The organism is Lentzea kentuckyensis, assembly GCF_002150765.1.
Lineage (GTDB): Bacteria > Actinomycetota > Actinomycetes > Mycobacteriales > Pseudonocardiaceae > Lentzea > Lentzea kentuckyensis.
This window is the reverse complement of sequence record NZ_MUYM01000067.1, coordinates 1-18289: the sequence shown is the minus strand read 5'-3', so window position 1 is coordinate 18289 and position 18289 is coordinate 1. Positions and strand designations below refer to the sequence as shown.

The 18289-nt window shown below is 67.9% G+C and carries 23 protein-coding genes and 1 pseudogene; 16 read left to right on the top strand and 8 right to left on the bottom strand.

Annotated elements, in window-relative coordinates; genetic code table 11:
- Positions 1-5 precede the first annotated feature (5 nt).
- Positions 6-362, top strand: a complete 357-nt coding sequence (locus tag B0F77_RS29395; protein ID WP_143466957.1) for a hypothetical protein — start codon at positions 6-8, stop codon at positions 360-362.
- On the opposite strand, the gene rpsR is transcribed toward B0F77_RS29395, so the two are convergent.
- The 4 genes from rpsR to rpmB are packed head-to-tail and all read right to left on the bottom strand — an operon-like array spanning position 310 to position 1232.
- Positions 310-540 (bottom strand): 30S ribosomal protein S18, encoded by a 231-nt coding sequence (gene rpsR, locus B0F77_RS29390; protein WP_086666294.1) that lies wholly within the window; start codon positions 538-540, stop codon positions 310-312. The genes B0F77_RS29395 and rpsR overlap by 53 nt on opposite strands.
- Positions 540-833 (bottom strand): 30S ribosomal protein S14, encoded by a 294-nt coding sequence (gene rpsN, locus B0F77_RS29385; RefSeq protein WP_086666243.1) that lies wholly within the window; start codon positions 831-833, stop codon positions 540-542. Before rpsN ends, rpsR begins: the two co-directional genes overlap by 1 nt.
- 1 nt (position 834) lies before the next feature.
- Positions 835-1002, bottom strand: a complete 168-nt coding sequence (gene rpmG, locus B0F77_RS29380) for a 50S ribosomal protein L33 (protein WP_086666242.1) — start codon at positions 1000-1002, stop codon at positions 835-837.
- Positions 1002-1232 carry a 50S ribosomal protein L28 gene (rpmB, locus tag B0F77_RS29375; protein WP_425435741.1) on the bottom strand — a complete coding sequence of 77 codons (231 nt, stop codon included), beginning with the start codon at positions 1230-1232 and terminating at the stop codon, positions 1002-1004. Before rpmB ends, rpmG begins: the two co-directional genes overlap by 1 nt.
- A gap of 50 nt (positions 1233-1282) precedes the next feature.
- On the opposite strand from rpmB, the gene B0F77_RS29370 reads away from it, so the two are divergent.
- From B0F77_RS29370 to rpmF, 3 genes are read left to right on the top strand one after another with little or no spacing between them, the layout of a single operon-like run.
- The gene (locus B0F77_RS29370; RefSeq protein ID WP_086666240.1) at positions 1283-2167 is read left to right on the top strand and encodes a GTP-binding protein; all 885 of its coding nucleotides are present in this window, start codon (positions 1283-1285) and stop codon (positions 2165-2167) included.
- Complete coding sequence (locus B0F77_RS29365; RefSeq protein WP_086666239.1) at positions 2164-2415, top strand: type B 50S ribosomal protein L31; 252 nt, start codon at positions 2164-2166, stop codon at positions 2413-2415. Before B0F77_RS29370 ends, B0F77_RS29365 begins: the two co-directional genes overlap by 4 nt.
- Entirely contained in the window at positions 2415-2576 is a 162-nt protein-coding gene (rpmF, locus tag B0F77_RS29360) for a 50S ribosomal protein L32 (RefSeq protein ID WP_086666238.1), read from the top strand. Before B0F77_RS29365 ends, rpmF begins: the two co-directional genes overlap by 1 nt.
- 26 nt (positions 2577-2602) lie before the next feature.
- Here rpmF and B0F77_RS29355 read toward each other — a convergent pair whose 3' ends face one another.
- Positions 2603-3250: a histidine phosphatase family protein gene (locus tag B0F77_RS29355; RefSeq protein ID WP_086666237.1), complete on the bottom strand. Its 648-nt coding sequence runs from the start codon at positions 3248-3250 to the stop codon at positions 2603-2605.
- Between the two features lie 74 nt (positions 3251-3324).
- Between B0F77_RS29355 and B0F77_RS29350 the strand changes: the two genes are divergently transcribed.
- The 8 genes from B0F77_RS29350 to lepB all read left to right on the top strand — a co-directional run bounded on the left by B0F77_RS29350 (position 3325) and on the right by lepB (position 10310).
- Positions 3325-3642, top strand: coding sequence for an EthD family reductase (locus B0F77_RS29350; RefSeq protein WP_086666236.1), 318 nt, complete (start codon positions 3325-3327; stop codon positions 3640-3642).
- Positions 3639-4454 (top strand): 3-hydroxyacyl-CoA dehydrogenase family protein, encoded by an 816-nt coding sequence (locus B0F77_RS29345; protein WP_086666235.1) that lies wholly within the window; start codon positions 3639-3641, stop codon positions 4452-4454. The genes B0F77_RS29350 and B0F77_RS29345 overlap by 4 nt, the downstream gene beginning before the upstream one ends.
- Positions 4455-4464: 10 nt before the next feature.
- Positions 4465-5622, top strand: a complete 1158-nt coding sequence (locus tag B0F77_RS29340) for a GNAT family N-acetyltransferase (RefSeq protein ID WP_086666293.1) — start codon at positions 4465-4467, stop codon at positions 5620-5622.
- A gap of 111 nt (positions 5623-5733) precedes the next feature.
- Entirely contained in the window at positions 5734-6672 is a 939-nt protein-coding gene (locus tag B0F77_RS29335; RefSeq protein WP_143466956.1) for a nucleotidyltransferase domain-containing protein, read from the top strand.
- A 19-nt stretch (positions 6673-6691) separates the two neighbouring features.
- Entirely contained in the window at positions 6692-7303 is a 612-nt protein-coding gene (locus B0F77_RS29330; protein ID WP_086666234.1) for a trimeric intracellular cation channel family protein, read from the top strand.
- Between the two features lie 79 nt (positions 7304-7382).
- The gene (locus tag B0F77_RS29325) at positions 7383-8078 is read left to right on the top strand and encodes a response regulator transcription factor (protein WP_086666233.1); all 696 of its coding nucleotides are present in this window, start codon (positions 7383-7385) and stop codon (positions 8076-8078) included.
- The gene (locus B0F77_RS29320) at positions 8075-9460 is read left to right on the top strand and encodes a HAMP domain-containing sensor histidine kinase (protein WP_086666232.1); all 1386 of its coding nucleotides are present in this window, start codon (positions 8075-8077) and stop codon (positions 9458-9460) included. Before B0F77_RS29325 ends, B0F77_RS29320 begins: the two co-directional genes overlap by 4 nt.
- A 22-nt stretch (positions 9461-9482) precedes the next feature.
- Positions 9483-10310: a signal peptidase I gene (gene lepB, locus B0F77_RS29315; RefSeq protein ID WP_245848803.1), complete on the top strand. Its 828-nt coding sequence runs from the start codon at positions 9483-9485 to the stop codon at positions 10308-10310.
- 177 nt (positions 10311-10487) lie between these two features.
- Here lepB and B0F77_RS29310 read toward each other — a convergent pair whose 3' ends face one another.
- Genes B0F77_RS29310 through B0F77_RS29300 form a run of 3 tightly spaced genes read right to left on the bottom strand, consistent with a single transcriptional unit; the run spans position 10488 to position 13596 of the window.
- The gene (locus tag B0F77_RS29310; protein ID WP_245848801.1) at positions 10488-11390 is read right to left on the bottom strand and encodes a carbohydrate ABC transporter permease; all 903 of its coding nucleotides are present in this window, start codon (positions 11388-11390) and stop codon (positions 10488-10490) included.
- Positions 11387-12343 carry a carbohydrate ABC transporter permease gene (locus B0F77_RS29305; protein ID WP_245848800.1) on the bottom strand — a complete coding sequence of 319 codons (957 nt, stop codon included), beginning with the start codon at positions 12341-12343 and terminating at the stop codon, positions 11387-11389. The genes B0F77_RS29310 and B0F77_RS29305 overlap by 4 nt, the downstream gene beginning before the upstream one ends.
- A complete protein-coding gene (locus tag B0F77_RS29300) occupies positions 12340-13596 on the bottom strand; it encodes an ABC transporter substrate-binding protein (protein WP_245848798.1) in 1257 nt (418 codons plus the stop codon). The genes B0F77_RS29305 and B0F77_RS29300 overlap by 4 nt, the downstream gene beginning before the upstream one ends.
- A gap of 315 nt (positions 13597-13911) precedes the next feature.
- Here B0F77_RS29300 and B0F77_RS29295 point away from each other — a divergent pair, with 315 nt between their 5' ends.
- The 4 genes and pseudogenes from B0F77_RS29295 to B0F77_RS29280 form a co-directional block, all read left to right on the top strand.
- Positions 13912-15894 (top strand): beta-galactosidase, encoded by a 1983-nt coding sequence (locus B0F77_RS29295; RefSeq protein WP_211294114.1) that lies wholly within the window; start codon positions 13912-13914, stop codon positions 15892-15894.
- A 1-nt stretch (position 15895) separates the two neighbouring features.
- Positions 15896-16693, top strand: coding sequence for a DeoR/GlpR family DNA-binding transcription regulator (locus B0F77_RS29290; protein ID WP_086666230.1), 798 nt, complete (start codon positions 15896-15898; stop codon positions 16691-16693).
- Positions 16690-17778: a galactose-1-phosphate uridylyltransferase gene (gene galT, locus B0F77_RS29285; protein ID WP_086666229.1), complete on the top strand. Its 1089-nt coding sequence runs from the start codon at positions 16690-16692 to the stop codon at positions 17776-17778. Before B0F77_RS29290 ends, galT begins: the two co-directional genes overlap by 4 nt.
- Positions 17779-17829: 51 nt before the next feature.
- A pseudogene (locus B0F77_RS29280) lies at positions 17830-18289 on the top strand (hypothetical protein); the annotation flags it as partial.

Below are 18289 nucleotides of genomic sequence, written 5' to 3'. Positions count from 1 at the left end.
ATCGGATGAGAAGAATGAAAGGTGGTTACGGCTCCGCGCTCGGATTCGGCGGCGGAGTCGGCGTGGCCACGTTCACCGGTGCCTGGCCGCTGCTGTCCCTCATCCTGCTCGCCGCTGTCGTCGTGATCGTGTCGCTCCGCACGACGATCATCGGCGCCGGGCTGGCCGCACTGCAGTGCTGGGGCCTCTACGCGACCTTCTTGGTCGGTGTTCGTGGCGATCTCACGGTCGACGAACACACGACCTGGGCGCTCGCGTTGCTGGTGCAGCTCGCCGTGCTGGCCTTCCTGGCCAGCACGGCGGTCCGCGTCATCGCCCTTGTGACGGGTACGGCAGCAGGGCCATCTCCCGTGCGTTCTTGATAGCCGTGGCGACCTGACGCTGCTGTTGCGGCGTCAGACCGGTCACCCGGCGGGACCGGATCTTGCCCCGGTCCGAGATGAACTTGCGCAGCAGCGTGACGTCCTTCCAGTCGACGACCGTCACGCCCTCCTTCGCGAGCAGGTTCACCCTGCGCTTCGGCGGCCTCTTCTCGCGCATCACCAGCTCGCCTTCGAGACGCCGGGCAGCTCACCGCGGTGGGCCATCTCCCGCAACCGGATGCGCGACAGGCCGAACGCCCGGTTGAAGGCGCGCGGACGGCCGTCCACCACGTCCCTGTTCCGCAGCCGGGTCGGCGACGCGTCGCGCGGCAGCTTCTGCAGGCCCCGCAACGCTTCCGCGCGCGTCTCGGGGTGCCGCAGCATCTCCTTGAGCTCCGCCCGCCGTTCCGCGTAGCGAGCCACGACCTCCCGGCGGCGCCGGTCCGCGGCGATCTTCGACTTCTTCGCCACGTCAGCGCTCCTCTTTGAAGTCGACGTGCTTGCGCGCGACCGGGTCGTACTTGCGCAGGACCAGCCGGTCCGGGTCGTTGCGGCGGTTCTTGCGGGTCACGTAGGTGTACCCGGTGCCGGCGGTGGACCTCATCTTGATGATCGGCCGGACGTCGGTGCTCTTGGCCATCAGACCTTCACTCCCTGCGCGCGGAGCCGGGCCACGGTGGCCTCGATGCCCAGCTTGTCGACGGTCTTGATGCCCTTCGCGGACAGCGTCAGCGTCACGAACCGGTTCAGCGACGGCACGAAGTACCGCTTGCGCTGGACGTTCGGGTTCCACCGGCGCCGGGTCTTGCGTTGCGAATGCGAGACGCGGTTGCCGAAGCCCGGCTCACGGCCGGTCAGCTGGCAGCGCATGCACACCTCCTGTTTGAAACGACATCCATTTTCAACTACGGTACCTCAACATGGAAACCGTTGTCGTCATGGTGGCGGGGCTGGTGGACCACGACGTCGCCGTGCGGGTGTGGCGCGACCGGCCCGGTTCGGTGCTCGTACGTCACGTAGCTGCGGAAACGTGCGTCCGGCGCTGGGTCGACGGCATCGCGACCGAGGTGGACCTGCTGCACAACTGTGTGTCGTGCACCGTGCGAGAGGACCTGAGGGAACTCCTCGAGACGCTCGCCGGGCACACGGTCGTGCTGCACCTGGACCCGTTGCTCGAACCAGACGCCGTGCGCCGCAACCTCGGCGTGGACGTCGAGTGCGTGATCACCGTGATCGACGCGGAGAGCTGGCTGGACGACGCGCTGAGCGACGCGTCCATGACCAGTGACCAGCGCACGGTGGCGCAGGTGGTCGTCGCACAGGCCGAAGCGGCGGATGTGCTGGTGCTGCAAGGAGATGCGGACGAACGGACGCTGGCCGTGCTCGACCGGCTGGCACCCGGAGCGCATCGCTGCACACCCGAGACCGTGGTCGTGTGCAAGAGCACGCGCCCGCGGATGATGCCGCTCGCGCCCGAATGCGGTGTCTCGACAGCGGTTTTCACGGCGGATCGGCCGTTCCACCCGGCCCGCCTCAACGACGCGCTCGACTCGTTGCTCGACGGCACGGTCGTGCGCTCGCGCGGCCGGCTCTGGGTCGCGGACGAGCCGGAGATCGCGCTGCACCTGGAATCGGCGGGCTGCGGCATGCACGTCGGCGAAGGCGGCCCGCGTGACGGCAAGACCACGCAGATCGTGGCGATCACCTTGGGCGAACCGGACACCATCACCGGGGCCTTCGAAGGCGCGCTGCTCACCGACGACGAACTGTCCTTCGTGGACTCGATCCGAAAGCTGGAGATGTGAAGCCCGGAATCCACCCCGACTACCACCCCGTCGTCTTCCAGGACGCGTCCACCGGCAAGACGTTCCTGACCCGCTCGACGGCGACGTCCAGCCGGACCATCGAGTGGGAGGACGGCAACAGCTACCCGCTGCTGGTCGTCGACATCACCGCCGACTCGCACCCGTTCTGGACGGGCACACAACGACTCGTGGACACCGCGGGCCGGGTCGAGAAGTTCAACCGCCGCTACGGAAAGCGAGAGCGCTGATGGCCGTCCCCAAGCGCAAGACGTCCCGGTCCAACACGCGTCACCGGCGTTCGCAGTGGAAGGCCACCGCGCCGGACCTCGTGACCGTCAGGACGTTGGACGGCAAGGAACTCCTCGTACCTCGACGGCTGGTCGCCGCCTACAAGCGCGGCCTCCTCTGACCGTTCATGGACAAGCGAGGACTGCTCTAGGCCGGGCGCTGGACCGTCCCGTCCGGTGAGTCGCGCCACTGGTCGAAGGGGCGGTCCAGCCTCCACCCCGTGCCGTCGTGGTCGAGCACGCGGTTCTCGCAGGTGTCCACGTTGGACAGTGACTCGAACAGCTCGATGCTCCAGTCGAACAACCTGCGGCACAGCAACCTGATCGTCAGACCGTGCGACACGATCAGCACCGTCTTGGGATGCGCCTCGTCCTTGTGCAGCCGGACTTCGAGCCCGTCGATGAACGCGGCCAGCCGGTCGTCCACGTCCGCGCCCGACTCGCCGTTGGGCAGCCGGAAGAAGAAGTGCCCGAACGCGTGCCGTTGGTGCTTGAGCATCTCCTGCTCGGTCGGGTCCTGGAGGTTGCCCCAGTCCTGCTCTCGCAGCCGTGGCTCGTGCACGATGCGTTCGGCTCGCACGCCGAGCAGGTCGAACGTCCGCCGCGTGCGCGTGTAGGGCGACACGTAAGCCGCCACCGGTCCGGTACCGATCAGCTCCCTGATCGTGGTGCCGGCCGCCGTGGCCTGCTGTTCGCCCAGCTCGGTGAGCGGGAGGGCGTGGTCGGGGACGCGGCAGTAGGCGAGCTCGTCGACGTTGCCGAGGCTCTGACCGTGGCGCAGCAGGATGATCCGCACGTCACCATCGTGCCTCAGCCCGCCGGGTGCTCCGGGCGTTACAGTGCTCGGCGAGTCGAGGAGGACGGTGTCACATGATCAAGTACATCGCGCTGTACAAGAAGCCCGCCGACCCCGAGGGCTTCGACGAGAAGTACTTCGGCACGCATCTGCCGATCGCCGACTCGGTGCCGGGACTCGTGCGCGCCGAGGTCGCCAAGGTGCAGCGGGTCTTCCTGGCCGGGTTCCTCGGGGACACCGAGCCGTACCTGATCGCCGAGCTGTACTTCGAGTCCGTGGAATCGATGAAGGCCGCCTTCCAGACGCCCGAGTGGGCCTCGTCCGGCGCCAACCTCACCGAGATCGGCGGCATGGAGCTGGTGGCGATGTTCAGCGCCGAGGTCGTCTCGTGAAGGCTGTCGTCATCGGCGGCGGCACGATGGGCGCGGGCATCGCCCACGTCCTCCTGGCCAACGGCCACGAGGTGACGCTCGCGGAGGCCGACGCCGACCGCGTCGAACAGGGCAGGCTCGCCGTCCGGCGGTCGCTCGACAGGGCGCAGGAGAAGAGCAAGCTCGCCGACGCCGAGGCGGCGTTCGCGAATCTGCGGACCGGCGAGCTGCCGGCGGACGCGGAACTGGTCGTCGAGGCCGTGCCGGAGAACGTGCCGCTCAAGCAGAAGGTGCTGGGCGACGCGGCGGCGAAGTGCCCGCGGGCGATCCTCGCGTCCAACACGTCCTCGCTGTCGATCGCCGAGATCGCCGCCGGTCTGCCCGGTGAACGCGTGCTGGGCATGCACTTCTTCAACCCCGTCCCGGTGCAGCAGCTCGTCGAGCTCGTGCACCACGAGGGCGTCGACCCCGCGAACGTGGCCAAGGTGCGCACCTGGGCCGAACAGTGGGGAAAGACCGTCATCGAGGTGCGCGACGCCCCGGGGTTCGCGACGTCCCGGCTGGGTGTCGCCGTTGGCCTGGAAGCGATCCGCATGCTGGAGGAGGGTGTCGCCTCCGCCGCGGACATCGACACCGGCATGAAGCTCGGTTACCGCTGGCCGATGGGCCCGCTGGAGCTCACCGACCTGGTCGGGCTCGACGTCCGGCTGGCGATCGCCGAGCACCTCGCGGCCGAGCTGGGACCGCGGTTCTCCCCGCCGCGGTTGTTGCGGGACAAGGTCGCCCGCAATGAGCTGGGAAAGAAGACGGGTCAGGGCTTCTTTTCCTGGTAGATAGTTGTCCGTGCACATCCGTGAATACACCGAGGACGACCGCGACGCCGTGTTCCGGCTGCGCAAGGTCGCGTTCAACGGGGCAGAGCCGTCCGGACCGTTGCTGAGGCCCGGTACGCACGGACTGGTCGCCGAGATCGACGGACGGGTCGCCGGTGTGCTCGGCATCGGTGAGTACGCACAGTTCTACGGCGGCGCCGCCGTTCCCATGGGCGGGATCGGCGGCGTCGCCGTCGACGGGGCCTACCGCGGGCGGGGGATCGCGAACGCGTTGCTCGACGCTTCGCTGTCCGCCATGCGAGAGCACGGTCAGGCGCTGTCGGTCCTCTACGCGACCGTGCCGACGCTCTACCGGGGACGCGGATGGGAGCGGGCCGGAGTCTTCGAGTGGGTCGAGCTGCCGATGGACAGGTTGCTGTCGGTTCCCCGGCCTGCCGAGCGGATACCTTCGCGCCCGGCGGACAAGAGCGATCTCACCGCGCTGCACGACTGCTACCTGGAGGTGGCGCGGACCATCGACGGCATGGCCGATCGCCGCCCGCCGAGGATCGACGTCGCGAAGGTGCTCGAGATGGACCTGGTCAGCGTGCTGCCCGGCCCGAACGGCCTGCGCGGGTACCTGACCGCCGAGCGTGCGTCCGGTGGGGACATGGGCCGGTTGAAGGTCTACGACCTCATCGGCGTCGACGTCGAGGCCCAGCTGAACCTCCTCGCCTCGCTGGCGTCCTGGGCGGGCACGCTGGAGGCGATCGACCTGCGGATCACCGATCCGGCGACGCTGAACTTCCTCGGGGCCACCCCGTTTCGCTACTCGGTGTGGACCTCGACCTGGATGCTGCGCGTCGTCGACCTGCCCGCCGCCGTGGCCGCCCGCGGCTGGCCGCGCCTCGCGAACGCCGCCGTGGACCTGGAGGTCATCGACGAGCACGCGCCGTGGCACGCGGGCCTGCACCGGATCGTCGTCGAGGGCGGGGCAGTGCGCGTCGAACCCGGCGGCACCGGTGCCGTGCGGCTGCACGCGCGGGCGCTCGGCCCGTGGTTCTCCGGCGCGCAGAACACGCATGCCTTGCGGCGCGCGGGTTTGCTGGAGGGTGACCCGGCCGACGCGGTGGTGCTGGACCAGCTCGTCGGCGCGTCCGGCGTGCCCCGGATGGCCGACTTCTTCTGACGATCGTCCACAAAGGACTGAACGGCTGAATTCGTGTCAACGCTCCCGCCGGGTAAGAATGAAGGCGTGGCGGGGGACCAGGACGAGGTAAGGCATGCCTATGGCGACAACATGGGTTGGCGCCTGAAGGGCTATGCGAAACGGCGCAGCGGGCCGCCGGTCAGCGTGCGGGACATCTCCCGCGCGCAGTTCCTGGCGATCAGACCGCTCTTCGCCGCCGAGGACAACCCGTGGCTGGTCGACCTGCACGAGGTCGGCCAGGAGATCCGCCCGCAGGTCGAACGGGTGCTCGGCCCGCTGGACCCTGACCAGGACTACTACGTCACCGGGTATCCGCTGGACTGGGACAAGGACCCGGTGCAGGTCGCCCGTGACCTGCTGGACATCCGGTACCCGCTGGCGACCGCGGCGTTCCTCGGCGGCAGCGTGGCGGCCGGCACCTACACGGCGAACTCGGACCTGGACATGGTCGTGATCGTCGACGACCTGCCCGGCGCGTTCCGCGAGACGCTGGAACACCGCGGCTGGCCCGTCGAGCTGTTCTGCCACACGATCGAGTCGTTCCAGGACTTCGTCGCCCGTGACACGGAGGGCCGGCGTCCTCCGTTGCTGCACATGTGCGCCGAGGGTTTCCTCATGCTCGACGCCGACGGCACCGGTGTGCGCATGAGGACCGAGGCGCGCGCTCTGCTCGATGCCGGCCCTCCACTCGCGACCGTCACGGAGCTGGAAGACCGCCGGTACGGCACCACCGACCTGCTGGAAGATCTCATCGGGGCACGGGACGAGGACGAACGGCTTTTCGTCGCCGCACGGCTGCTGACCTGCGTCGGGGAGTTGGCGCTGGTCGTCGAGAACAGGTGGCTCGGGCACGGGAAGTGGCTGCTGCGGCGGCTGCGCGATGCCAAGGAGGACGAGCTCGTGGACTCCTACCGCGCTTTGGTGCGGGGCGAGGGCGCCGAGCGGTTCATCAGGGTCGTGGAGCGCGTTCTGGAGTCGGCGGGCGGCCGCCTGGAGGCCGGTTACCGTCGAGCGGCGCCACCGCGTTGAGCAACTATTCTCTCTGTTCGTGCTGCTCATCGTCCTGGAGCTGATCGGGATCGCCGTGTTCGCCGCCTCCGGGGCGGTGGCGGCGGTCCGCGCTCGCCTCGACGTGTTCGGCGTGATCATCCTGGCGCTCACCACGGCGCTGGGCGGCGGCATCATCCGGGACGTCCTGCTGGGCGTGCACCCGCCGACGAGCCTGCGGAACTGGCCGTACCTGCTGGTCGCCGGCGGTACGGGCCTGATCGTCTTCTGGTTCCACCCGCAGGTCGCGAAGCTCCGCCGGTCCGTGCTGCTGCTGGACGCCGTGGGGCTCGGTCTGTTCGTCACGTCGGGCACCACCACCGCGCTCGCTCTCGGTGCGACCCCGTACGCGGCGTGTCTCATCGGTATGACGACAGGTATCGGTGGTGGCGCAGTGCGTGACCTCCTCCTCCGAGAAATTCCACTGGTTCTGAGGAGAGAGATCTACGCTGTCGCAGCCCTTGCCGGTGCGGTCGTCGTCGCAGTGGGTGAATGGGCGAAACTGCCGAAAGACCTGGTCGCGCTGACCGGTGCGTCAATAATCATCACCATCAGGCTGATTGCGCTCTGGCGTAAGTGGAACGCACCTGTCGCGCGTGGCTTGGAGGGCTAGCAGAAACTAACGCTGCACTCACACCCGCAGTTGAGGCCCTTCTCAGGCGCCTCTCAGATCCCTCGGCAAGACTGCCCCCATGCGCATCCTCGTTGTCGACGACGACCGGGCGGTCAGGGAGTCACTCCGCCGCTCGCTCCAGTTCAACGGCTACCAGGTCGAGACTGCCGGCGACGGCATGCAGGCCCTGGAGTCGGTGACCGCCGCCAGGCCGGACGCGATGGTGCTCGACGTGATGATGCCGCGGCTGGACGGTCTCGAGGTGTGCCGCAGGTTGCGCAGCACCGGTGACGACCTGCCGATCCTCGTGCTGACCGCGCGGGACGCCGTGAGCGACCGCGTGTCCGGGTTGGACGCCGGTGCCGACGACTACCTCCCCAAGCCGTTCGCGCTGGAGGAGTTGCTGGCGAGGCTCCGCGCCCTGCTGCGCCGCGCCGCCCACGACGACGACGCCGCTCAGCAGTCCGCCGCCGTGCTCAAGTTCGCCGACCTGGAGCTGGACCCGTCCACCAGGGACGTCCGCCGCGGCGAACGCTCCATCAGCCTCACCCGCACCGAGTTCGCGCTGCTCGAGCTCCTGCTGGCGCACCCGCGCCAGGTGCTGACTCGCAGCCGCATCCTGGAGGACGTGTGGGGATACGACTTCCCGACCTCGGGCAACGCACTCGAGGTCTACGTCGGCTACCTGCGCCGCAAGACGGAGGCGGATGGCGAGCCGAGGCTGCTGCACACGGTGCGGGGGGTGGGCTACGTCCTGCGGGAGACCCCTCCGTGATCTTCGAAACCCAGGGGCGGCTGCAGAGGGCGTCGCTGCGGGCTCGGGTCACCTGGCTCGCGGCGTTCTGCGTCGCCGGAGCCGTCGCGCTGGTGTCGTTCGGCGCCTACATGATCGTCCGCAAGGGCGTGTACGACGCCTTGGACGACAGCCTGCGTTCGCGCGCGGCCACCGTGGCGACCGGCGGCAAGGTCACGACGCCGGACGAGGTCGAGAACTTCCCGGCGGCGTTCCTCGCGGCCGGTGACGTGAAGATGGGCCTGTTGCAGGCGAGCACCGGGCAGATCCTCTACCCCAAGGGCTCCGAGCGGCCGCCGACGGTCGAGGAGGCCTGGGACGTCGCGCAGGGCGAGCGCTCCGACTTCCTGTGGACCGACCACAAGACCGAGTCGCGGGTCATCGCCGTCAAGTACGCGCCGGGCCAGGCGGTGATCATCGCCCAGTCGATGGAACCGCAACGGACGACGCTGGCCAAGCTCAGCGTGGTGCTGCTGCTCATCGGTGGTGCCGGCGTGCTGCTCGCGGCCATCGCGGGCACGGCTGTCGCGCGCACGGGTCTGCGTCCGGTGCAACGGCTGACAGAGGCCACCGAACGTGTCGCGAACACGGGTGACCTGACGCCGATACCGGTTTCGGGTGACGACGAGCTCGCGCGCCTTACGCACAGCTTCAACGCCATGCTCGGCGCGGTCGCGGAGTCCCAGGAACGCCAACGCCGGTTGGTCGCCGACGCGGGCCACGAGCTGCGCACGCCGTTGACTTCCATGCGCACCAACCTGGAGCTGTTGCTGGCGTCGGAACGTCCGAATTCACCCACGCTGTCCGAAGAGGACAAGCAGGAGATCCAGTCGGACGTGCGCGCCCAGATCGACGAACTGACCACACTGATCGGTGACCTGGTCGAACTGGCCCGTGAGGACGCCCCGCAGGTGGTGCACGAGCCCGTAGACCTCGTCGAGGTGGTAGAACGGTCTCTGGACCGCGCGCGCCGACGCGCCTCGAACGTCACGTTCGACGTGCAGCTGCAACCGTGGACACTTCTGGGTGATTCCAGTGCTCTCGAGCGCGCGGTGCTGAACCTCCTCGACAACGCGGTGAAGTTCAGTCCCTCGGGTTCAGCGGTGCGGCTGAACGTCCGTCAGGTGGGCGACGGCAGTGCCGTGCTGGAGGTGGCGGACGCGGGTCCCGGTATCGCGGACGCCGATCTACCTCACGTTTTCGAGCGGTTCTACCGATCGTCCGAGGCGCGGACCCTGCCGGGTTCCGGCCTCGGACTCGCCATCGTCAAGCAGGTGGCACAACGGCACGGCGGCACGGCCACGGCGGGCAGAGCCCCCGAAGGCGGGGCCCTGTTCACGTTGCGCCTACCCGGTCGTCCGTAAGGTGGGGCGTGTGAGTCATCGCGTGAACGACGATTCTTCGTCGACTTGGGAGACGACGCCTCCCAACGGAGACGGCCCCGCTGAACCCACGACGCGCTTCTCGACGTCCGGTTCGCGGTCTTCGTCCCCCTCCTACGACGAAGAGACGGCGCCGAGGTTCTCCAAGAAGAAGGTGAAGAAGAAGCAGCCGTTCTGGAAAGAGCTGCTGGTCATCTTCAGCGTGGCGCTACTGCTGACCGTCGTCATCCAGACGTTCGTCGCGCGCGTGTTCGTCATCCCGTCGGCCTCGATGGAGACGACGCTGCACGGCTGCACGGGCTGCGTGAACGACAAGGTGCTGGTCGAGAAGATCACGTACCTGTTCGGCGACCCCCAGCCGGGCGACGTGATCGTCTTCCGCGGCCCGCCGAACTGGACCGGTGGCAAGCAGCCCCCGAACTTCATCACGGGCACGCTGCAGGACCTCGGCTCGATGGTGAACCTGTCCGAGCCCAGCGGCACCGACTTCATCAAGCGCGTCATCGCCGTCGGCGGCCAGACCGTCGAGTGCTGCGACGACCAGGGCAGGGTGCTGGTCGACGGCAAGCCGCTGGACGAGCCGTACCTGAACTTCGGCGGCGGCCCGCGCCAGCAGGACTCGTTCGAGAAGGTCACCGTCCCCGCGGGCAAGCTGTGGGTGATGGGCGACAACCGCAACAACTCGGCGGACTCGCGCAAGCACGGCGACCCGACTCCCGCGGACGGCGCGATCCCGATCTCCAACGTGGTGGGCAAGGCCCGCGTGATCGTGATCCCGGTGGGCCGCTGGGGTTCGATCTCGGACTACAACCCGCAGACCGGCGGCAAGTAGCCACCACGTGGTGGCGCAAGCGTTTGGGACGTCTGCAAGTACCACCAACCCATGATCGAACCGCCTATAACTACACCCAACCTGTTCGGTGAGTGCCGAACAGGTTGGGTGTAGTTGCGAGCTTGTTGATGTTGAGTTGGTGGTACTTGCAGACGCCGTGAGGGCAACGCGGGTGGGTCAGCCCTTGGTGGAGCCGAGGGTCAAGCCGCCTACGAACTGGCGTTGGAGCACGAAGAACACGACCAGCGTGGGCAACGCGACCAGCAGTGAGCCCGCCGCGATCAGGTTGTTGTCCGTGAAGAACGTGCCCTTGAGGTTCTGCAACGCCGAGGTGACCGGCATCTTGTCGCCGTCCTGGATCAACACCAACGCCCACAGGAAGTCGTTGTAGATCCAGGTGAACTCCAGGGTCGCCAACGCGGCCAGCACCGGCCGGCACAGCGGCAACGTCAGCTGCCAGTACTGCCGGAACACCGACGCGCCGTCCACGCGCGCGGCCTCGGTCAGCTCGTACGGGATCGTCTTCATGTAGTTCGACAGCACGAACGTGCAGAAGCCGGACTGGAAGGCGATGTGGATCAGGATCACGCCGAGCTGCGAGTCGATCAGCGAACCGCTCGCGCTGATCCACTCCGGCACCTCGATCAGTCGGTACAGGCGCCACAACGGCGTCACGACCACCTGCTGCGGCAACAGGTTGCCCGCGGTGAAGATCATGAGCAGTGCCAGGTTGAACTTGAAGCTGAACCGGGACACGCCGAACGCCACCATCGAGCTGAGCAGCAGCGTGATCACCAGCGCGGGGATGGTGATCAGGAACGTGTTCCAGTAGAAGTGCGGCAGGTCGCCGACTTCCCACGCCTTCGCGAAGTTCTCGAACGTGAGCGACTTCGCGATGGAGAAGTAGCCGTTGACCGACGTGTCGTCGTACGTGCGCAACGACGCGTAGACCGCCCACAGCAGCGGTGCCAGAGTCATCAGGCACGTCAGGATCAGGAAGGCGTGCAACGCGACCCCGGCAGGGGTCACCGTCTTCTTCTTGACAACCGGCACCGAAGGCCGTTCCAGCGTGGCCGTCACGTCCGGTTCTCCTTGCTGAACGTCTGGTACAGGTACGGGATGATCACGCCGAGCGAGATCGTCAGCAGGATCACCGCCACCGCGGAACCACGGCCGATGCGTGAAGCCTCACCGATGATGTTGTCGGTCACCAGCACCGACAACAGCTCCAGGCCGTTGCGTCCCTTGTTGATGACGTAGACGATGTCGAACGCGCGCAGCGCCTCGATCACCGTCACGACGGCCACCACGATGTTGACCGGCTTCATCACCGGGAAGGTGACGCGGAAGAAGGTCTGAGTAGCCGAGGCGCCGTCCAGCGCGGCGGCTTCCTTCAGCGACGGGTCGACGCCCTTCAGGCCGGCCAAGTACAGCAGCATGATGTAGCCGGTGTGCCGCCACGCGGCCGCGATGAGCACCGCGTAGAGGTTGATGTCCGAGTCGCCGATCCAGTCGACCGGGTTGTCGCTCAGGCCCAGCAGCGAGTTCAGCAGACCGCCGTCCGGCGTGTAGATCAGCTGCCAGATGAAGCCGATCAGCGCGAGCGACAGCACCATCGGCATGTACAGCGCGCTTTGGTAGATCCGGCTGAACTTGAGCTCGCGGTCGAGCAGCACGGCCAGCAGCAGGCCCGCGCAGGTCGGCACGACGAGCAGGAACGCCAGCCAGATCAGGTTGTGCTGCACCGCCGGCCAGAACCGCGGGTACTCCGAGAAGATCTCGACGTAGTTCCCGACACCGATCCACTCGATGTCCTCGAACCCGCCGATGCCGTTCCATCTGCTGAACGACAGCGCGATCGAGCCCAGGGTCGGGATCCACACGAACAACACGTGCACGATCGTGGGGATGCCGAGCATGAGTGCCAGCACGAGCTTGTCCGTGCCGGCCAGCGCAGTGGCACGTTTTCCACGCCGACGAGGCGGCGGCCCCTGGGGGGCCACCGCCTTCGGCTTCTCCTGCAATGCGGTCACTTGAAGATGTTCTTCGCCTGGTCAGCCATGCCCTTGAGCACGGAATCGACGCTGTTGGGGTCCTTGATGAAGGAGATGAGGCCGTTGGTCGCCGCCTCGCTCGCGAAGCCGGGGTCGGTGTCGCGGTCGAGGAACTGGGTGATGTGCTTGGCGTTCTTGATGACCTCGGCCGCCTTCTTCTGCAGCCCGTTGTAGCCGGACGTGTCCGCCTTCTGGTTGGTCGCGACCGCGGTCGGGTCGGCCTTCAGGTAGGCGAGCTGCGGCTCGGGGCTCGCCAGGTACTCGAGGAGCTTGAGCGCGCCCTCGGGGTTAGCCGGCTTCTTGGCCATCATGTAGCCGTCGATCGGCGCCTCGACCGTGTCGGTGCCGTGCGCGGGGTTGATCTCCGGGAACGGGAAGAAGTCCAGGTCGTCCTTCTCCGCGTCCGGGAACTGCTGGCCCACGAACGCACCCAGCAGGTACATGCCGGACTTCTTCTGCTGCAACGTCTGCGCGGCTTCCTGCCACTCGCGGCCGAGCGCGTTCTCCTGGTGGAACGGCAGCAGCTGCTTCCAGGTGTCGAAGACGTCCTTGACCTTCTTGTCCTGCCAGTTCTCCTTGCCCGCCAACAGGTCCACGTGGAACTGGTAGCCGTTGACGCGGAAGTTCAACTGGTCGAACGTGCCCATGAGCGGCCAGCCCTGCTTGCCGGCGGACGCGATCGGGATCAGGCCGTCGGACTTCATCTTCGTGGCGAGCGCGACGAGCTCGTCGAGCGTCTTCGGGATCGCGTAGCCGCGCTCCTGCCAGACGCTCTTGCGGTAGAACATGCCCCACGGGTACTGCGAGAACGGCACGAAGTACTGCTTCTTGTCCGAACCCGTCGAGGCCTGCTTGAGCGCGTCGGAGTAGTTCCCGCCGATCTTGCCCCACAGGTCGGTGAGGTCACCGGTGAGACCCTGGTCGGCGAAGAACCGCATGCGGTAGCCGGCGAACCAGGCGAGCACGTCGTCCGGCTTGCCCTGCAGGTAGTTGTTGATCTGCTCCTGGTACTGCTCGTGCTGCTTCGTGTTGATCGTGACGGTCATCCCGCCCGACATGGACTCGAAGCCCTTGAGCGCCGCGGTGATGGCGTCCTTCGGCACCTGGTCGGACAGGTTGTTGCCGAAGGTCACGACCTTGGAGCCGCTGCCGGAGCTCGACCCGCCGCTGCCGCACGCCGCGAGCCCTCCGGTCGCGGCGACACCCGCACCGGCCAGCATGATCCGCAGCATCGCGCGCCTGCCGAAATGTGGTAACGGAGTGGGACCGGACGAGTACCGCACCATCATCGCTCCTACGGGTGACGCTCGGCCTTGCGAACCGAACAGGACTCCAACAAAGTTGCGCACAATGTGGTCCCAGGCACACACCATGTCAAGTCCCGTTACGCAGCTGTTAACCCCGATGCACGCGGCGTTTAGCCCTGTGCACGCGGCGTTTCCGGGTTGTGCCGGGACAAGTGCCGGTCAACCGCCGAACAGAGCTAAACGCGAAATCGTGTTTGCTTGTGTTGACGTTGGGGGTTGTTGTCGGCCACGCTTGCCGCCGTGACGACATGGCCGACCGGCATGCAGGGACCCGCCTGGGGTGCTGACTACAACCCCGAGCAGTGGCCTGAGCACGTGTGGGCCGAGGACGTCGAGCTCATGCGACGGGCCGGGGTGAACCTGGTCAGCGTGGGGATCTTCAGCTGGGCGAAGATCGAGGTCAGCAAGGGTGAGTACCGGTTCGACTGGCTCGACCGGGTGCTCGACCTGCTGCACGCCGGTGGCATCCGGGTCGACCTCGCGACCGCCACCGCAGCGCCTCCGCCGTGGCTGACCGCCCAGTACCCCGAGATGCTGCCCGTCCGTGCGGACGGCGTGCGGCTCTCACACGGCTCGCGGCAGGCTTACTGTCCGTCATCGCCGATCTACCGTGACCGTGCAACCGCGCTCGCGGCCGAGATGGCCACGCACTATCGCGACCACCCCGCGCTGGCCGCGTGGCACGTCGGCAACGAGTACGGCTGCCACGTGTCGCGCTGCTACTGCGACACGTGCGCCGAGTCGTTCCGCGAGTGGCTGGCCGCCCGCTACACGCTCGACCAGCTCAACGACGCGTGGTCGACCGCCTTCTGGAGCCAGGGCTACACGGACTTCTCGCAGATCCTGCCGCCGCGCGTCACGCCCACGTACTCGAACCCTGGGCAGCTGCTCGACTACGACCGGTTCAGCGACGACGCGCTGCTGGAGCAGTACAAGGCCGAGCGCGACGTGCTGCGGATGATCACGCCCGATGTCCCGATCACCACGAACTTCATGGCGAACTGGACCTTCCGCGACCTGGACTACTGGAAGTGGGCGCGCGAGGTCGACTTCGTCTCGAACGACCACTACACCGAGGCCCAGTCACCCGACCGGCACGTCGAGCTCGCGATGTCCGCGGACCTGGTGCGCGGCCTGGCGGGCGGCAAGCCGTGGCTGCTGATGGAGAACTCGACGTCGGCGGTGAACTGGCAGCCCCGCAACATCGCCAAGCTGCCGGGGGAGATGCGGCGCCACTCGTACCAGAACATCGCTCGCGGCGCGGACGGCACGCTGTTCTTCCAGTGGCGGCAGTCGCGCGGCGGTGGCGAGCGCTACCACTCGGCGATGGTGCCGCACGCCGGTGCGGACACGAAGGTCTACCGCGAGGTCTGCGAGGTCGGCGCCGAGTACGCGAAGCTGGCCGACGTCCTGGGCTCCACTGTGGACGCCAGGGTGGCGGTCCTGTTCGACTTCCAGTCCGGCTGGGCGTTGCGGCAGGACGCGCACCCGACGGCGGACTTCGACTACTACCGGCACGTCCTCGGGTACTACAAGGCTCTCTGGCAGGCCGGTGTGACCGTCGACTTCGTCGCGCCCGGCACGAACCTGTCGGCGTACTCGATGGTGGTCGTTCCGGCGTTCTACGCGGTGTCCGACGCGCACGCGGCCGTGATCGCCGACTACGTGGCAGGCGGCGGTCATGCCGTGGTCACGTACTTGTCCGGCGTTGCCGACCAGCACACGCGGGTGCGGCTCGGCGGGTACCCCGGGGCGTTCCGGGACGTGCTCGGCGTGTGGTCCGAGGAGTTCTATCCGCTGCGTCAGGGCGAAACCGTTTCGTTGACTGACGGGTCAACCGCCGCGCTGTGGACGGAGCACCTGCACGTGCGCAGTGCTGACGTCGTTGCCTCGTATGCCGATGGGCCGTTGCCCGGCGTGCCCGCCGTGACACGCAACGCGTTCGGCAACGGCGTCGCCTGGTACGTGGCTTGTGATCTTGACGAGAACGGTCTCGGCCGAACGGTGGAAAACGCGCTTTCCGGTGCGGGCGTTGCGGTGTCTCGTTCGTCGATTGAGCTTGTGAGGCGCAAGGGCGACGTATCGTGGCTCTTCGCCGTCAACCACACCGACACCGACGCGCAGATCGAGGCGTCCGGTGTCGACGTGTTGTCCGGCACGCAGGTCTCCGGACGCCTCACCGTGCGAGCCGGGGACGTCGTCGTCCTCAGGGAAGAGGTGTGAGGTGCTGGCACGTCAACGGCAGGCGGTAATCATCGAAGAGGTCCGCAGGACGGGAGCGGTGCGCGTCAGCGACCTCGTCGTCCGGCTCGGCGTCTCGGACATGACCGTGCGCCGTGATCTTGACGTGCTCGCCTCGCGCGGCCTGGTGGAGAAGGTCTACGGCGGCGCGACGTCCGTCGTCGGGCGCTCGACCGACGAGCCCGGTTTCGAGGCCAAGTCGGTCCGGCAGCTGCCGGAGAAGGAAGCGATCGCGGCAGCGGCGGCGGGGCTCGTGCGTCCCGGAACCGCCATCGGTCTGTCCGCGGGCACGACGACGTGGACGTTAGCCCGCTTCCTCGACGACATCCCGGACCTGACCGTCGTGACGAACTCGATCCGCGTCGCGGACGTGCTGCAGCAGAGCGGGCGCACCGACCGCACGGTCGTGCTGACCGGTGGTGTGCGCACGCCGTCCGACGCGTTGGTGGGACCCGTGGCCGTGCAGGCGTTGCGGTCGCTGCACCTGGATGTGGTGTTCCTGGGCGTGCACGGCATGGCCGAGCGCTCCGGTTTCACCACCCCGAACCTCAACGAGAGCGAGACGGACCGCGCGCTCGTCGACGCCGCCGGCCGCGTGGTGGTGGTCGCGGACCACGAGAAGTGGGGCACCGTCGGCATTTCCACGATCGCGGACCTCGACGAGGCGCACGTCCTGGTGACGGACGAGGGTTTGCCGGACGACGCGAGGGCGATCCTCAGCGAGCAGGTCGGCGAGTTGGTGTTGGCTCATGTACCAGGAAGTGGCGAGGAGTTGGCGTGAGGCGTACCGCGGGGAAGCTGGCGGACGGCCGGGAGATCATCTACTTCGACGACAGCGCTGAGGCACCACCGCGAGTCGCGGTGGACACCAGGGATCTTCCCGAGTCGCAGCCGATGTCCGAAGTCCGGCTGGACCCGTTGACCCGCGAGTGGGTCGCGATGGCGGCTCATCGGCAGACGCGGACCTACAAACCGCCGGCGGACCTCTGCCCGCTGTGCCCGTCGACGCCGGGCCGGCCCACGGAGATCCCCGAGGCCGACTACGACGTCGTCGTCTTCGAGAACCGGTTTCCCTCGCTGGCGCAGAACGTTCCCGATGTGCCGTCCACTGTGGATGGTGAGGAGCTGTTCGCCCGCGCACCGGGGCTTGGGCGGTGTGAGGTCGTGTGCTTCACGTCCGACCACAACAAGTCGTTCGGTGAGCTCTCGGTGTCGCGCGTGCGGACCGTCGTCGACGCCTGGGCGGACCGGGTTGCCTACTTGTCAACGTTGCCAGGCGTGGAGCAGGTCTTCCCGTTCGAGAACCGCGGCGAAGAGATCGGCGTGACGCTCTCGCACCCGCACGGCCAGATCTACGCGTACCCGTTCGTGACGCCCCGGACCGAGCGGATGGTGGAAGCCGCGCTGGAGTACTACGCGGCACACGGGCGTCCGCTGTTCGGCGACGTGCTGGAAGCCGAGCTGCGCGCGGGCACGCGCGTGGTGGAAGAGTCCGCGCACTGGGTGGCCTTCGTGCCCGCCGCCGCGCGCTGGCCCGTCGAGGTCGTGCTGGCACCACGCCGGCAGATCGCGGACCTGGCCGGTCTGTCCTCTGTGGAGCGTGACGACTTCGCGTCGTTGTACCTGAAGGTGCTGCACCGCCTGGACGCCCTGTACGACCGTCCGCTGCCGTACATCGCCGCGTGGCACCAGGCACCGGTGCGCGTCGGCCGTGACGAGATGTGGCTCCACCTGCAGGTCTTCTCGGTGCTCCGGACCAAGGACAAGCTGAAGTACCTCGCGGGCTCGGAGTCCGGCGAGGCCGTGTGGATCAACGACGTGACGCCGGAACAGATCGCGGAACGCCTCAGAGGAACACACAAGTAGCTCCCAGGCTGGCTTAAGGGTTCTCTCAGGACGGGCCGCGAGACTATGGCCATGACCGAGAGCAACCAGCCAGCGCAGCAGCCGGAACAGCCCAACTCCGCGCCGCCCACCGCCGGTCAGACCGACTCCGGCGCGCGGGAGCAGGGCCCGCAGCAGCCGGATCCCGGCCAGCCGGATCCTTTGCAGGGGGGATCCGGCCAGGCTGGGGCATCGGACGTGCCTCACGGCCTCGGCAGCGTGCCTGCCTCCTTCACTTCGGCCCAGCCGCAGGTGCCCACACCTGACGCGGGCCAGGCGCAGCTCGGCGGGTCCGGACCCGGCCAGCAGCTTCCTCCACCTGGGTCCGGCCAACTCCCCCCAGGTCACCCCCTCGGCCTGGGGGCCCCTACCTCCCAGTTCGGCGCGGAACCCCCGTCGACGGGCCAGTACTACCTCCCACCCGGCTACCAGCCCCCGCCCGGCCCGCCGCAGCCCAAGGGCCGTGGCAAGGTCGTGGCAGGCGTCGCCGCGC